Origin of the sequence: Cyanobium sp. NIES-981 (assembly GCF_900088535.1) — a bacterium.
GTDB lineage: Bacteria > Cyanobacteriota > Cyanobacteriia > PCC-6307 > Cyanobiaceae > NIES-981.
In genome coordinates, this window is record NZ_LT578417.1 from 434,068 (window position 1) to 447,269 (window position 13,202).

Annotated in this window: 10 protein-coding genes; 5 read left to right on the top strand and 5 right to left on the bottom strand. The window is 73.2% G+C overall.

Annotation, left to right across the window (positions count from 1 at the left end; all coding sequences use genetic code 11):
• Positions 1-16: 16 nt before the first annotated feature.
• The 4 genes from CBM981_RS02265 to CBM981_RS02280 all read left to right on the top strand — a co-directional run bounded on the left by CBM981_RS02265 (position 17) and on the right by CBM981_RS02280 (position 2,447).
• On the top strand, positions 17-214 hold the full coding sequence (locus CBM981_RS02265) for a hypothetical protein (RefSeq protein WP_157665308.1): 198 nt from the start codon (positions 17-19) through the stop codon (positions 212-214).
• A 43-nt stretch (positions 215-257) separates the two neighbouring features.
• Positions 258-776: a hypothetical protein gene (locus CBM981_RS02270; protein WP_087067085.1), complete on the top strand. Its 519-nt coding sequence runs from the start codon at positions 258-260 to the stop codon at positions 774-776.
• Positions 728-1,771 carry an SDR family oxidoreductase gene (locus CBM981_RS02275; protein WP_087067086.1) on the top strand — a complete coding sequence of 348 codons (1,044 nt, stop codon included), beginning with the start codon at positions 728-730 and terminating at the stop codon, positions 1,769-1,771. Before CBM981_RS02270 ends, CBM981_RS02275 begins: the two co-directional genes overlap by 49 nt.
• Positions 1,772-1,847: 76 nt before the next feature.
• Entirely contained in the window at positions 1,848-2,447 is a 600-nt protein-coding gene (locus CBM981_RS02280; protein WP_172820795.1) for a hypothetical protein, read from the top strand.
• A gap of 16 nt (positions 2,448-2,463) precedes the next feature.
• Here CBM981_RS02280 and CBM981_RS02285 read toward each other — a convergent pair whose 3' ends face one another.
• From CBM981_RS02285 to CBM981_RS02295, 3 genes are read right to left on the bottom strand one after another with little or no spacing between them, the layout of a single operon-like run.
• Positions 2,464-4,884: a type II CAAX prenyl endopeptidase Rce1 family protein gene (locus CBM981_RS02285; protein WP_087067088.1), complete on the bottom strand. Its 2,421-nt coding sequence runs from the start codon at positions 4,882-4,884 to the stop codon at positions 2,464-2,466.
• The gene (locus CBM981_RS02290; RefSeq protein WP_087067089.1) at positions 4,881-7,922 is read right to left on the bottom strand and encodes an AAA family ATPase; all 3,042 of its coding nucleotides are present in this window, start codon (positions 7,920-7,922) and stop codon (positions 4,881-4,883) included. The genes CBM981_RS02285 and CBM981_RS02290 overlap by 4 nt, the downstream gene beginning before the upstream one ends.
• Positions 7,923-7,935: 13 nt before the next feature.
• Complete coding sequence (locus tag CBM981_RS02295; RefSeq protein WP_087067090.1) at positions 7,936-9,138, bottom strand: exonuclease SbcCD subunit D; 1,203 nt, start codon at positions 9,136-9,138, stop codon at positions 7,936-7,938.
• A 65-nt stretch (positions 9,139-9,203) separates the two neighbouring features.
• On the opposite strand from CBM981_RS02295, the gene CBM981_RS02300 reads away from it, so the two are divergent.
• Positions 9,204-10,106 carry a PfkB family carbohydrate kinase gene (locus CBM981_RS02300; RefSeq protein WP_087067091.1) on the top strand — a complete coding sequence of 301 codons (903 nt, stop codon included), beginning with the start codon at positions 9,204-9,206 and terminating at the stop codon, positions 10,104-10,106.
• Here the strand turns inward: CBM981_RS02300 and CBM981_RS02305 are convergent.
• Both CBM981_RS02305 and leuS read right to left on the bottom strand, forming a co-directional pair.
• Complete coding sequence (locus tag CBM981_RS02305; protein WP_087067092.1) at positions 10,089-10,541, bottom strand: EamA family transporter; 453 nt, start codon at positions 10,539-10,541, stop codon at positions 10,089-10,091. The two genes, CBM981_RS02300 and CBM981_RS02305, sit on opposite strands and share 18 nt — an antisense overlap.
• Complete coding sequence (gene leuS / locus CBM981_RS02310; RefSeq protein WP_369801663.1) at positions 10,538-13,201, bottom strand: leucine--tRNA ligase; 2,664 nt, start codon at positions 13,199-13,201, stop codon at positions 10,538-10,540. Before leuS ends, CBM981_RS02305 begins: the two co-directional genes overlap by 4 nt.
• Position 13,202: the final 1 nt, after the last annotated feature.

The following is a 13,202-nucleotide window of genomic DNA, read 5'->3' on the forward strand; positions in this document are numbered from 1 at the left end:
GGAGAGCGTGATGGAGATGCCCCCAGCCCCAGCCTCCTGGCGCCACCGCGGCTGCCATGTGGATCTGGCCGCCGACTCCCCACACCACACCCTGTTCCGTGTCACCCATGCCAGTGGCGTGTCCCTCGGTGAGGCTGCCAACCTGGAGGAGGCGCGCCTGTTGATCGACCGGGAACTGCCCCTGCTGCGCCAGCGGCTGGCGGCCACGGCCTGAATCGCCACGGCCTGACTCCCTACGGCCTCCAGAGCCCCGGCCCATGATTCCCACCCTCTCCGAACGGCTGCGCGCCCGCCGCATGGAGCCCTACTGGCGGGCCCACCCGCCCGCACCCTGGCAGGTGGCGCTGGACGTGCCCTTCGCCCTCCAGCCGCGGCCGGCGTCCCCTTCCCCTGCCGCCGCCCCTGTCATCGAGCACCCGGATCAGGCTCCGCCTGACGTCCACCTGCCTGTGGCCGCCCCGGAGCCGGCCGCCCCGCAGCCCGCTGTGCCGCAGCCCGCTGTCAGCGCCGGGGCCCCACCCACCCGGGAGCTGCTGCTCCTGCTGCTCGCGGCGGTGCTCTGTCTGCTGGATGGCTGGCGGGCCCTGCGGCGGATCCTGCGGGCTTCACCCCTCGCCACGCCCCACCGGCCGCCGCCGCCGCTGCGCCGGCCCGGGCGGGCGCGGCACCCGGGGGCCGGGCCCGTCAGTGCCTCCGTAGCGTCAGCCGCAGCCGCCGGTACCGCCCCGTGTCTGCCGATCCCCACCCCCAGCCCGGCGGGTTCGCCCATGGGCTGAGCCACGACGACTGGCAGCGCATCGGAGCGGCCCTCCGCTACCTGGGGCGGGATCTGCACCACCGCTCCTACGCCGTCACGTCCGAGCGCCGGGAGCTGCTCTGGCAGGAGATGGACGCCTGCCTCCATCTGGCTGAGAGACTCGAGCGGCAGCACGAACCCGTACTGCTGCGCGCCACACCCGGCTCACGCCCGTGCACGCTGGTGACCGGTGCCTCCAGCGGCATCGGAGCCGCCCTGGCCCGGGCCCTCGCGAGCGAGGCCGGGCGCAACGGCGTTCCCTTGGTGCTGGTGGCCCGCCGGCTCGATCGCCTCGAGACCCTGGCGGAGGAGCTGCGCGGTGCCAATGGCGTGGAGGTGCTCTGCCTCTGCAGCGATCTGGCGGAACCCGAGGCCGCCTGGCGGCTGCTGGAGCAGTTGCTGCAGAGGGATCTCACGGTGCACACCCTGGTGAACAATGCCGGCTTCGGGCTCGGGGGGGCGTTCCACCAGGTGCCCTGGGGCCGGGTGGAGGCCATGCTCCAGCTGATGGTGAGCACCTGTGCCGCCCTCTGCCATGGCGTGCTGCCCGCGATGCGGAGTGCCGGAGGCGGCCGGATCATCAACGTGGCCTCGCTGGCCGGACTGGTTCCAGGCCTTCCCGGCAGTGCGCTCTACGGCGCCTCCAAGGCCTTTCTGATCCGCTTCTCGCAGTCGCTGGCCCTGGAGAACCGGGAGAGCGGCGTGCGGGTGATCGCCCTGTGCCCCGGCTATGTCCACACCGAGTTCCACGCCGTGCTGGGGGTGGAGGAGCGGATGCGCCGCAACCTGCCCGGGGCGATGTGGATGCAGGCCGACGATCTGGCCCGTCGCACCCTGGCCGCCCTGGATGGCCGCCGCACGGTGGTGGTGCCGGGCCTGCTGAACCAGCTGATCGCCGGCCTCACCCGCTGGCTGCCGGAGGGGCCGGCGGGCCGCCTGACCACGGCGTTCTCCCGCCGCTATCGCCGGCGCTGACGGGGTGGGCCAACATGCCATCCAGCCCTGTGTGTTGCCCGTGTCGCCGTTCCCCCCGCTCCTCCGCTCCCCCCTGGTGGCCGCTGCCACCGCCGCGGCTGGCCTGGCTTTCGCGCTCGGCCTGCCGGCCCCGGCCGGGGCGATGCCGGCCCCGCAGGTCGGGGAACCCGGCGTGGCGCGCCTCAGCGGTGAGGCGGTGTACGGCTTCAGCTGCGTGGTGGACGGCGGCCGCTACTGGATCGGCCTCGGTCTGATCCCCCGCCCCACCTACAGCGTGGTGGTGAATCCGATGGCGGTGCCTCCCCTGGCGGGCTCCGGGCTGGCCCCGGTGGCGGAACTCACCGGCGCGGTGGGGACCGGCACGGTGGCGCACCGCTGCACCTCGATCGCCACGCGGCTCACCAATCTGGCGCTGGCCACGGGCACCACGTCGCCGCTGGGAATCCTCACCCTCACCCAGTTCCTGCAGGCCGGGGTGGTGGCCGGTCAGCCCGTGATCGCCATCGGCCAGCTGGCCCTGCCGGATGTGCTGGCCACCCTGCCGCTCGGCAGCGACCCCCACCAGGCCCTGGCCCGGGTCACCGAACGGATCCGGCGGGTGTCCACCGGCCCCGCCATCGCCGAGGTGCTCCTGCGCGAGGGGCTGGTGGAATTCGTGGAGGTGCCGATGGATTGACGGGGCGGAGCCTCGCTCACAGCGCCCGGCGGCCCCCCAGGGGCTCCAGCCAGATCAGCACCGCCAGCCAGTGGAGCCCCGCCGCCGACCAGAGCGAACCGGTGAGGCCGTACTCCAGCACACAGGCGGCGCCCAGCAGGGTGCACTGCACCAGAAAGCAGGGATCGCGGAACACCGCCCGCCCGCGGGGGTACCAGAACTGTGCCGCCACCGGGTGGTACAGCACGAACAGGCCCACGCTCAGGGCGCCCCAGGCCGCCATCGAGGCCGGGCTCACCCCCTCGAGCGGGTGGGGCAGCAGCAGCACCCGGAAGAGCAGCTCCTCACCGATGGCCGGCATCAGCAGCAGGGCCAGTCCGTGGCGCAGCACCACCGGCCACGGGCGCCACTGCCAGGGTCCGTGCAGGAACCCGCTGCGGAACCCCAGCGCCAGCGCCAGCGCCCCATACACCGCCAGCACCAGCACCGATTGCAGCAGGGGCGGCCCGAGCACCGGAGGGAAGAGGGCATCGATCAGCCGCTGCAGCAGGGTGCCCACCACCGGCAGCCGGCCCAGCACGGTGGTGGGGGCCAGCGGAGCCAGGGAGGGATCCGCGCCGGGAATCTGGTTGGTGCGCAGGATCCACAGCGGCAGTCCGGCCCGCAGGAACACCGTGGCCATGCCGTCGTGGGCCCGCCGCGGCAGCATCGATCGCCAGCTCAGCAGCACCGCCGCAAGCCGCTGGCTGCTCACGAACCGTTCACCCATCGGCGTGGCCTGGTCCCGCCCGGTGCCGGCGCTCAGGGTCACCGCCGCGTTGTGGCGCCAGTCGGCGCGCACCATGCCGAAGGGGGTGAGCAGGGCATCGAGGCCCTCGGCCAGGCGCTGCAGACGGGTGTCGGCCCCGAAGGACCCCCGCCGCCGCTGCTGCCGCAGCCCGTCGAGGGCGATCCAGAGGGCCTGGCTGGAATCCTGCACACAGGAGGTGGCCGGAGTGACCAGGGCCACGCCGCTGCCGTCGCCGCTGCGGTAGCGGGCGCTCAGGATCTCCGCCTGCAGGGCCAGGGCGTCGAGCAGGGAGCCTTCCAGGGGCACCAGCAGATCGGAGAGGGGACGGGTGCCCACCCAGCCCCGCTGCAGGCTGCCGGCGTAGGCACTCCAGTCCTGGCTGCCGGCCACGATGCCGTTGGGGTTGTTGGCGTAGATCTGGTGGTAGCGCAGGGTGAGCTCCGGCTCGCCGCTGAGGGGATCGCGCACCACCTCGGCCTCGCCGAAGGCGAAGTGCCCGGTCACGGTCCAGCCCGGCGTCGGCTCCCCCTCCGCTCCGCCGATGCCGCCGAACAGGTGCACGAGCAGGGCCCGCTGTCCCACCCTGGTGAGGGGCAGTCCCGCGCCACCGTCCGGCACCAGGGCCGTGCTCCACAGGCTGCCCCTCTGCAGGGCCTCGGCCGACCAGTTGTCCCGGTTGATGGCCCCCAGCCCCGCCGCAGTGCCCCGCACCACCCGGTCCGGATTCAGGCGGGTGAGCGCCCGCGGCTGCAGCGCCTGCACCGTGAACACGCCATCGGCGGCGGGAGCTCCGAAGATCCGCCAGCCTTCGGCATTCAGCGGCGAGGAGGGCAGGCCGGCCGGATCGAGCATCACCCGCCCGAAGCGGTCGGGCGGCAGCCGGGGGATGCGGATCGTCTCCTCCGGGCCGACAAAGCCGTGCCGTCCGGCGTCGTAGTGGCGCACCCGCCACAGCTGCGGCTCGCCGCTCGCTTCGGCTGCGCCCAGCACCGTGACCAGGCCCATCCAGCGGCCGGTGGTCTGCACCGGGGGACGGCGGATCCGCAGGCCGTCGCCGTCGCTGCTCACCCCCTCGAGCCGCACGGTCATGTCGTCGCGGGGGCGGGCTCCGGCCAGCGACTGCAGCGGTCCCACCGCCAGCCGCCCGTCCAGCCTGCTTGGCACCACATTGGCGGCGGCGGCGGCCTCCCGGGCCGCCTGCCCCAGGCGCACCGGCGTGGTCACCGTGTCCACCAGGTTCCGCAGGCGGGGCAGTTCCGCCCAGGTGAGCCGCACTCTGCGGCCGATCAGGGCCTCCTGACCCGCAGGGGCCTGTTCCACGTCCACCCACACCCAGTCGCCCGGGGTGCGCACGGTTTCGGCCACCGTGGGCAGGATCAGCCGGCCGATCCAGCTGGCGTGGGGCCGGTAGAGCGCCGGATCCGGCCGCTGATCGAGGGGGTAGGAGGCCGGCTGGCTGAAGGGAGAGCGGCTCGCCAGCTCCTCGCTGCTCTGGGGCAGTGGCCGGGTGGGTGTGCCGCGGGGCAGCGCCAGGCCCGTGCTCAGCCCCTCCTCCAGCCCCTGCGCCACACCCTGGGGCAGAGCCTGCGTCAGCAGCAGCAGCAGGGCCAGGGCACCCGCCAGCAGACTGCTGCGGCGCCGCTGGAACCAGGAGGCCCTCGCCCTCACGCGGCCTCCAGGGTGCCCACCACCACCCGCGATCCCCGCTCGCTGGCCACCACCTCGAGACCGGTGCGGATCCGCTCGCGCAGCGCCGCCACATGGCTGATCAGGCCGATCATGCGACCGCCCTCCCGCAGGCGGTCCAGCTCGTCCATGGCCAGGTGCAGGCTGTCGGGATCGAGGCTGCCGAAGCCCTCGTCGATGAACAACGCCTCCAGCACCACGCCGCCGCTGTGGGCCTGCACCGTATCCGCCACCCCCAGGGCCAGGGCGAGGGAGGCCTGGAAGGTTTCGCCTCCCGAGAGGCTCGACACCTCCCGCTCCTCGCCGGTGTAGGCATCCAGCACCCGCAGGCCCAGCCCCGCCTTGCTGCCGCGGCGCTGGCCCGAGCCGTCCGAGAGGCGCAGCTCGTAGCGACCGGCCGTCATCTGGCTGAGGCGCTGGTTGGCGTAGCCGCAGATCTCCTCCAGGTAGGCCGAGAGCACCCAGCGCTGCAGCGAGATGTGGGGATCGCTCTGCCCCAGGCAGCGGGCGGCCACGCCCTGCACCAGATCGGCCTGCCGCTGCTGGGCGGCCAGTGCCGCTGCACCCGATCCGTGGCGTTCGATCAGCCCGGTGATCGCCGTGAGGGCGGTTTCGGCGCGGGTGAAGCGGGCCAGAGCGTCGCGACGGGCCGCATCCGCCGCCGCGAGCAGGGTCTCGGCGGCCGGCAGATCCGGCCGCTTCTCCGGCAGCTCCTGGCCGGCCAGCTCGGCCAGGACGCCCTGGGCCAGGGCCTGATCCGCCGTGTACTGCTGCAGGGTGCGGCTCCAGCCCAGCCGCTCGGCTTCGGGGACCAGCGCCTGCAGCAGCGCCTGGGGATCGCTGAACCCCGCGCCGGCCAGATCGCCGGCCAGACGGCGCTGCGCCTCCGCCTCGCGGCTGAGGGCGAGGGCGCGCTCCCGGGCGGCGTCGATCAGGCTCTCGAGGGAGCGCATCAGGCCCTGGATCCGCTGGAGCAACGCGGCAGGGTCGTGGTCTCCCCCCAGCCCGGCATGGATCCGCCGGGTCAGGTCGGCCAGGCCCTTTTCCTGCTGCGCCAGCCCCTGGCGACAGCTGATCAGTTCGTTCTCCCGCTGCTGCAGCCTCTCCCGGTAGTGCTGCAGCCGCTGCTCCGCCTGCTGCCGTTCGGCCTCCAGGGCGTCCAGGGCGCCGGCCTGCCTGCGGGCCGCCTCCAGCGCGGCGACGGCCCTGGCCGCTTCGGCCTTCGCGGCCGCGAGCGTAGTCATCCCGCCCGCCTGAAGCTGGCCCTCCAGCGCCTCCAGCTGGGCCTGCACACGTGCCTGGGCGGAGCGGGCGGCCACCAGGACCCGGCCGGTTTCCTCCAGCTGGCGTTCGGCCGCTGCCATGGCCGTGTCGGCCACCGCATCGGCAGCCTCTGGCGCCGGCTGGGGATGGTGCCGCGACCCACACACCGGGCACGGCTCGCCCGCCTGGAGATCCGCGGCCAGCCGGGCCGCCATCCCCTGCAGCTGGCGTTCGCGCAGATCCAGCTGGTGGCCCCTGGCCTGCTGCTGGGCGGCCTCGGCCGCCAGCACCGCCGCGCTGGCCTTCTGCAGCTGCCGGTCCGCCTCCTGCCGCTGCTGGAGGGCCGTGGTGAGGCGAGCGGCCTGCCCAGCGGCCAGCTCCAGGCCATGGAGCCCGTCACGGGCGCTGCGGGCCTGCAGCAGGGGCTGCTGCAGGCCATCGAGCCGCGCCTGTTCCTGGGCCAGCAGCGCCTGGCCGCGGGCGATGCGGTCGGTGGCTTCTTGACGGGCCTGCTGGGCCTGCTCCACCTCCCGCTGCGCCTGCCGCCGCTCCGCGGCGAGCGTGAGCAGCTGTTCCAGTTCTCCCTGCCGCACGGCCAGAGCGTTCAGCGCTGCGGTGAGCTGCGGGGGTTCGGGCAGCTCCAGCGGGCTGAGCGCCATCACCGCATCGGGGGCCTGCGAGGCGGCATCCCGCAGGCGCCGCAGCCGCTCCAGCTGCTGGCCGCACCGGGCCTCCGCCTCCTCCCGTCGCTGGCGGGCCTCGGCTTCGGACAGCACGCTGGAGCGCAGCGTCTCGGCCCGTTCCGCCAGCGCCAGCCGCGCCTGGAGCGCGGCCATGGCCCCATGCTGCTGGGTCAGCTCCTGCAGCCGTGCCTGGGCGCGGTGGCGGCGGTCCCAGAGCTCGGCCCAGCCCCGGAGCTCGGCCAGGCCCGCCTGGGCCTGCAGAAACCGTGCCTCGGCCCGATCCAGGCTCAGGGCGGCCTCGCGCTCCAAGGCCCCCATCGCACCCTGCACCGTGGGGAGATGCTCGGGGAGGAGCTCGAAAGGCAGCTCCGTTGACGGCTCCTCGGCGGCCTGCCGCTCCCGCTGCCAGGGTTCCCAGGCTGCGGCGATCTGCTCCAGCAGGTGGCGCTGCTGCCGCTGCCGCTCCCGCAGCCCCTCCTCGGCCGTCTTGGCCTGTCCCGCCAGCCAGCCCATGGCCCGTTCATAGAGCGAAGTGTCGAACAGGGTCTTGAGCAGGGCCTCCCGGTCTTCGTCCCGGGCGCGCAGCACCTCGGCGAAGCGCCCCTGGGGCAGGAGGATCACCTGGCGGAACTGGGCGGCATCGAGGCCCACCAGCCGCGCCACCTCCCGCCCCACCTCCTGCACGCCGGAGGCCAGCGGCTGCGGCTCCCCGCCCTGCAGCCGCCACAGAGCGGCCTTGGCCCCCTTGCTGGTGGTGCCCTGGCCCCGACTCTTCGCCACCTCGCAGGCGGCTTGGCGTTCCACCCGCCAGCGGCCGCCCGCCGCCGAGAACTCCAGGCTCACCTGCGGCAGGGACTGGGGCGGGGCGTGATCGGAGCGCAGCCCCTTGAGGCTGCGTTCGCCACTCACCTCGCCGTAGAGCGCGAAGCAGAGGGCATCGAGCAGGTAGGTCTTGCCGGCACCGGTGCTGCCGTGGATCAGGAACAGGCCGTCGCGGCAGAGGGTGTCGAAGCAGATCGTCACCGGGTCCGCGTAGGGACCGAAGGCTTCCATCTCCAGCAGGTGGGGGCGCATGGTTCGCTTTGCTTCAGTCCGCCCGCCGGCCGGCGGCGGCCAGGGCCTGCTGCAGCAACCGCGCTTCCTCCGGCCGGGGCGGCCGGCCCTGCTGATCGGCGAAGAAGGCGAGCAACCGCTGCTCGGGCCCCTGGGCGCTGCGGATCCGCTGGCTGCGTTCGCTCGGTCCGACGGCGTCGCCTTCGGGCCGGCGGTGCCGCAGTTCCACCACATGGGGAAAGCGCTGCCGCAGGCGGGCCATCGCCTGGGGTGGCAGCAGCGGGTCGGTGAGCTCGGCCCGCACCCAGGCGCCCCTGGCGTCCTCGAGCCGGGGATCGGCCAGCAGGGCTTCCAGCTCCCCGCTGAGGCTGCGCAGCGCGCGGCCGACCCCCAGGGGCACCACCTCCACCCGGGGCGTTCCCTCCTCCGCCAGCTCCACCAGCCGCACCGACTTCACGTGATGCTGCTCGGAGAAGGAGTAGGCCAGGGGGGTGCCGCTGTAGGCGAGGCGGGGGCCGTCCAGCTGCTGGGAGCCGTGCAGATGGCCGAGGGCCACGTAGTCGAAGCCGGCGAAGGCGCCCACGGGCACGGCCTCGGCGTTGCCCACCGAGAGGTCCCGTTCCGATTCCGAGCTGCTGCCGCCGGCCACGAAGGCATGGGCCACCAGCACCGAGCGGGTGCCGGCCCGCCGCGCCAGATCGGCCCGGATCCGCTCCACCGCCAGGGCGGTGACCTCCGGATGGCGCAGGCGCTGACCCTCGGCCTCCGGCTTCCCCAGCCTCAGCAGTTCGGGGCCGTCCAGGAGGGGTTCCAGGTAGGGGAGGGGGTACACCGCCACGGGCTGCCCCCCCTGCCGGGGTGTCACCAGCACCGGTTGATCGGACCGCTGCCAGCGGCCCCGGATCGTCACGTCCAGGGCCGACAGGAGCTCGTCGTACACCGACACGCGCACATGGGAGTCGTGGTTGCCGGCGATCGCCACCACGGCCGCTCCGCCCTGCCGCAGCCGGGCCACGGTGTCGGTGAACAGCCGCACCGCCTCGGCCGGCGGGATGGCCCGGTCGTAGAGGTCACCGGCGATCACCACCAGGTCCACGGCCGCCTCGCGGCTGAGCTCCACCAGGCGATCCATGGCCTCCGCCTGATGGCTCAGGAGGTCATGGCCGTGGAAGCTGCGGCCCAGGTGCCAGTCGGAGGTGTGCAGCAGTCGCACCAGGGGCCCATCGCTGCCCGTCATTGTGGGAGGGCAGCCGCTGTTCAGGTCGGCTCCCAGCCCGGCTCCCAGCCCGGCTCCCAGCGCCCATGGCCTCCAGCCTCTCCCCCTGCCCCCTGGCGGCGCTGCCGCCCCTGCCCCCTCTGCAGCTGGGGGTGGTGGGCCATGTGGAGGTGGTCACCTTCCTGGAGGTCGACCATCTGCCCACGGCCGGCGAGATCCTCTCCTGCGCTGCCGCCCTCGATCTCCCCGCCGGTGGCGGCGCCGTGGTGGCGGTGCAGCTGGCCCGTCTCACCGGCCGCCCGGTGCCGTTCTTCACTGCCCTGGGCCGGGACGCCACCGGCGAGCGGGCCGCCGCGGAGCTGGAGGCGCTCGGCCTGGAGCTGCACGTGGCCTGGCGCGAGCAGCCCACCCGCCGGGGCATCACCTACAGCGACCGCAGCGGCGAACGCACCATCACGGTGATCGGCGAGCGCCTCAACCCCGCGGCCGCCGATCCCCTGCCCTGGCACCGGCTCGGCAGCTGGGATGGCGTGTTCGTGACCGCCGCCGATGCACCTGCCCTGCGGCGCTGCCGTTCGGCGCGGGTGCTGGCGGCCACGCCAAGGCTGCGGTTGCCGGTGCTGCAGCAGGCCGGAGTGCGGCTCGATGCCCTGGTCGGCAGTGGACTCGATCCGGCCGAGCAGCTGCCGCCGGAGGCGCTGCAGCCTCCACCGCGGCTGCGCATCGCCACCGCCGGCGGCGACGGGGGCGAGGCCTGGCCCCTCGGCCGCTTCGAGGCTCCGGCACGGCAGCGCCCCGTGCGCGATGCCTACGGGGCCGGCGATTCCTTCGCCGCTGGGGTCACGGCCGGCCTGGCTGCCGGTTGGACCGACGCGATGGCCATCAGCCTCGGCTGCCATTGCGGCAATGCCTGTCTGGATGGGCACGGTCCGTACGCCACCCAGCTGCGCCGCACGGCTGCCGGGGCACTCTCAGGGCAGGGCGACTAGGACGCCCCCGAGGGCGATCAGGGCCACCCCCAGCCAGCTGCGCCAGCCCAGCTGCTCGCCCAGCACGAGCACCCCCAGCAGGGCCACCAGCACCACGCTCAACTTGTCGATCGGCGCCACCCGGGCCACCGGCCCCAGCTGCAGGGCACGGAAGTAACAGAGCCAGGAGGCGGCCGTGGCCAGCCCCGAGAGGGCCAAGGCCAGCAGGCTGGCCCGCGGCAGGCTGCCCAGCGCCAGCCCCTGGAGCTGGCCGCTGGCCGCCAGCACCACCGCCAGGCAGAGCACCACCACGAGGGTGCGCAGAAAGGTGGCCACATCGGGCTGCAGCCCCTGCAGCCCCAGCTTGGCGAACAGGGAGGTGAGGGCGGCACTCACGGCGGCGAGGCCGGCCCAGACCTGCCAGCTCTGCAGCAGCCCGGAGGCGCCCGGGCTCATGGCACCAGGTTCACGAGCTTGCCCGGCACCACGATCACCCGGCTGGGAGGCTTGCCCTCCAGCCACTTGGCGGCGATGTCGCTGGCCAGGGCGATCGCCTCGAGCGCGGCCTTGTCGGCATCGGCCGGCACCTCGAGGGAGCCCCGCACCTTGCCCTTCACCTGGATCACCAGGGGGATGGTGTCGCGCACCAGCGCCTCCGGATCGAGCTCTGGCCAGCCCTGCCGATGCACACTGCCGGGGATGGTTGCCTCGCCGGCCTCCCGGCCATGCAGCTGGCTCCAGAGCTCCTCGGCCAGGTGCGGGGCAAAGGGAGCCAGCAGCAGCACCAGGGTGCGCAGGGCTTCACGGGCCACCGGCTCGGAGCTGGCCTCCAGGTGCTCGGCCATGGCGTTGCTGAGCTTCATCAGTTCCGACACGGCGGTGTTGAACTGAAAGTCACCGTCCAGGTCTTCGCTCACGGCGGCGATGGCGGTGTGCACGGCACGGCGCAGCTCCCGCTCAGCTGGGCTCAGATCGGCCGTGGGGAGAGTTCCGGACCCCCCGCCGCCCTGTTCAGCAGGGGCCAGCGTCAGACCACGGGCCAGGGCCCCATCCACCAGCCTCCAGATCCGCTGCAGGAAGCGGAACTGCCCTTCCACATCGGCGTCGTCCCACTCCAGATCCTTTTCCGGTGGGGCCTTGAACAGGATGAACATCCGGGCCGTGTCGGCGCCGTAGCGATCGATCACCACGGCCGGATCCACCCCGTTGTACTTCGACTTCGACATCTTTTCGTAGAAGGTGTCGAGCACCTCGCCGCTGATCGGATCCCGGGGATCGGTGGGATCGGCCACGTCGGCCGGAGCCACATACCTGCCGCTCACGGGATTCCGGTAGGTGATGCCCTGCACCATCCCCTGGGTGAGCAGGCGGCTGAAGGGTTCGCCGAAACCGAGCAGGCCCCGGTCGCGCAGCACCTTGGTGAAGAAGCGGGCGTAGAGCAGATGCAGGATCGCGTGCTCGATCCCGCCCACGTACTGATCCACCGGCAACCAGGAATCCACCGCCGCGCGGTTGAACGGCAGGCTGGTGTTGTGGGGGTCGCTGTAGCGCAGGAAATACCAGCTGGAACACATGAAGGTGTCCATGGTGTCGGTCTCCCGCCGGGCCGACTGGCCGCAGCTTGGACACGGCACCTGCCACCAGCTCTCCAGCTGGGCCAGGGGGGAGCCCCCCCTGCCGCTGAAGGCCACGTTCCGCGGCAGTTCCACCGGCAGCTGATCGGCCGGCACCGGCACCACGCCGCAGCTGTCGCAGTGGATCACCGGAATGGGGCAGCCCCAGTAGCGCTGGCGGGAGATGAGCCAGTCGCGCAGGCGGAACTGCACCTTGGCTTCGCCCCAGCCCTGCTCCTCGGCGGCCCGGGTGATGGCCTGTTTGGCCTCGGCGCTGGTGAGTCCGTCGAACGGGCCGGAGTGGATGAGAATGCCGGGATCGGTCCAGGCTCCGCCCTCGTAGGCGTGCTCATCGCTGCCGGCGGGAATGATCACCTGCCGCACCGGCAGTTCGTACTGGCGGGCGAAGACGAAGTCCCGCTGGTCGTGGGCCGGAACCCCCATCACGGCACCGGTGCCGTAGTCGGCCAGTACGTAGTCGGCGATCCACAGGGGGATGAGCTCGCCATTGGCCGGGTTGCGCACCCGGGCTCCGATCGGCACGCCCCGCTTGGGTTTGTCGTCGGCGGTGCGCTCCTGCTCGCTCTGGCGGCTCACCAGATCGCAGAACGCCTCCACCGCCAGCTGCTGCTCGGCGCTGGTGAGCGTCGCCACCAGAGGATGGTCCGGCGCCAGAACGAGGTAGCTGGCGCCGAACAGGGTGTCGGGCCTGGTGGTGAACACGGGGATGTGCTCGCCGGTGTCGTGCCCCTCGTCGTTCACCACGGCGAAGTGGAGTTCGGCGCCGCTGCTGCGGCCGATCCAGTTGGCCTGCATCGTGTGCACCCGCTCCGGCCAGCCCTCCAACGCCGGCAGGTCGTCCAGCAGCTGGTCGGCGTAGGCGGTGATCCTCAGGAACCACTGACGCAGCTGGCGCTTTTCCACCAGGGCCCCGGAACGCCAGGAGCGGCCTTCGCTGTCCACCTGTTCGTTGGCCAGCACGGTCTGGTCCACCGGATCCCAGTTCACGGTGGCGTCCTTCTGGTACGCCAGGCCGGCCTCGAGAAACTGCAGGAACAGCCACTGGGTCCAGCGGTAGTAGTCGGCGTGGCAGGTGGCCAGCTCCCGGTCCCAGTCGATCGACAGCCCCAGGCGCTGCAGCTGCTGCCGCATGCTGGCGATGTTGCGGTCGGTCCAGGCGCCCGGGTCCACCCCCCGCTCGATCGCCGCGTTCTCGGCCGGCAGCCCGAAGGCGTCCCAGCCCATCGGATGCAGCACGGCCCGGCCCCGCATGCGCTGCACCCGGGCGATCACGTCGGTGATCACGTAATTGCGCACGTGGCCCATGTGCAGGTTCCCCGATGGGTAGGGGAACATCGAGAGGGCCACGAACGGCTCGCCGGGGGCGTCGCCGGGATCGGGTGTGCGGTGCAGCTGCCCCCGTTCCCAGTGCTCCTGCCAGCGTTCCTCGATCGCCTGCGGTTGGTAGCGGCTGCTCTCGCTCACGTCAGGCCTGGAACCCAAC

Excerpts from the sequence above, each read along its gene's own strand:
- CBM981_RS02265 (WP_157665308.1), top strand. The coding sequence starts at position 17 with ATGCCCCCAGCCCCAGCCTCCTGGCGCCACCGCGGCTGCCATGTGGAT.
- CBM981_RS02270 (WP_087067085.1), top strand. The coding sequence starts at position 258 with ATGATTCCCACCCTCTCCGAACGGCTGCGCGCCCGCCGCATGGAGCCC.
- CBM981_RS02290 (WP_087067089.1), bottom strand. The coding sequence starts at position 7,922 with ATGCGCCCCCACCTGCTGGAGATGGAAGCCTTCGGTCCCTACGCGGAC.
- CBM981_RS02295 (WP_087067090.1), bottom strand. The coding sequence starts at position 9,138 with ATGACGGGCAGCGATGGGCCCCTGGTGCGACTGCTGCACACCTCCGAC.
- CBM981_RS02300 (WP_087067091.1), top strand. The coding sequence starts at position 9,204 with ATGGCCTCCAGCCTCTCCCCCTGCCCCCTGGCGGCGCTGCCGCCCCTG.
- CBM981_RS02305 (WP_087067092.1), bottom strand. The coding sequence starts at position 10,541 with ATGAGCCCGGGCGCCTCCGGGCTGCTGCAGAGCTGGCAGGTCTGGGCC.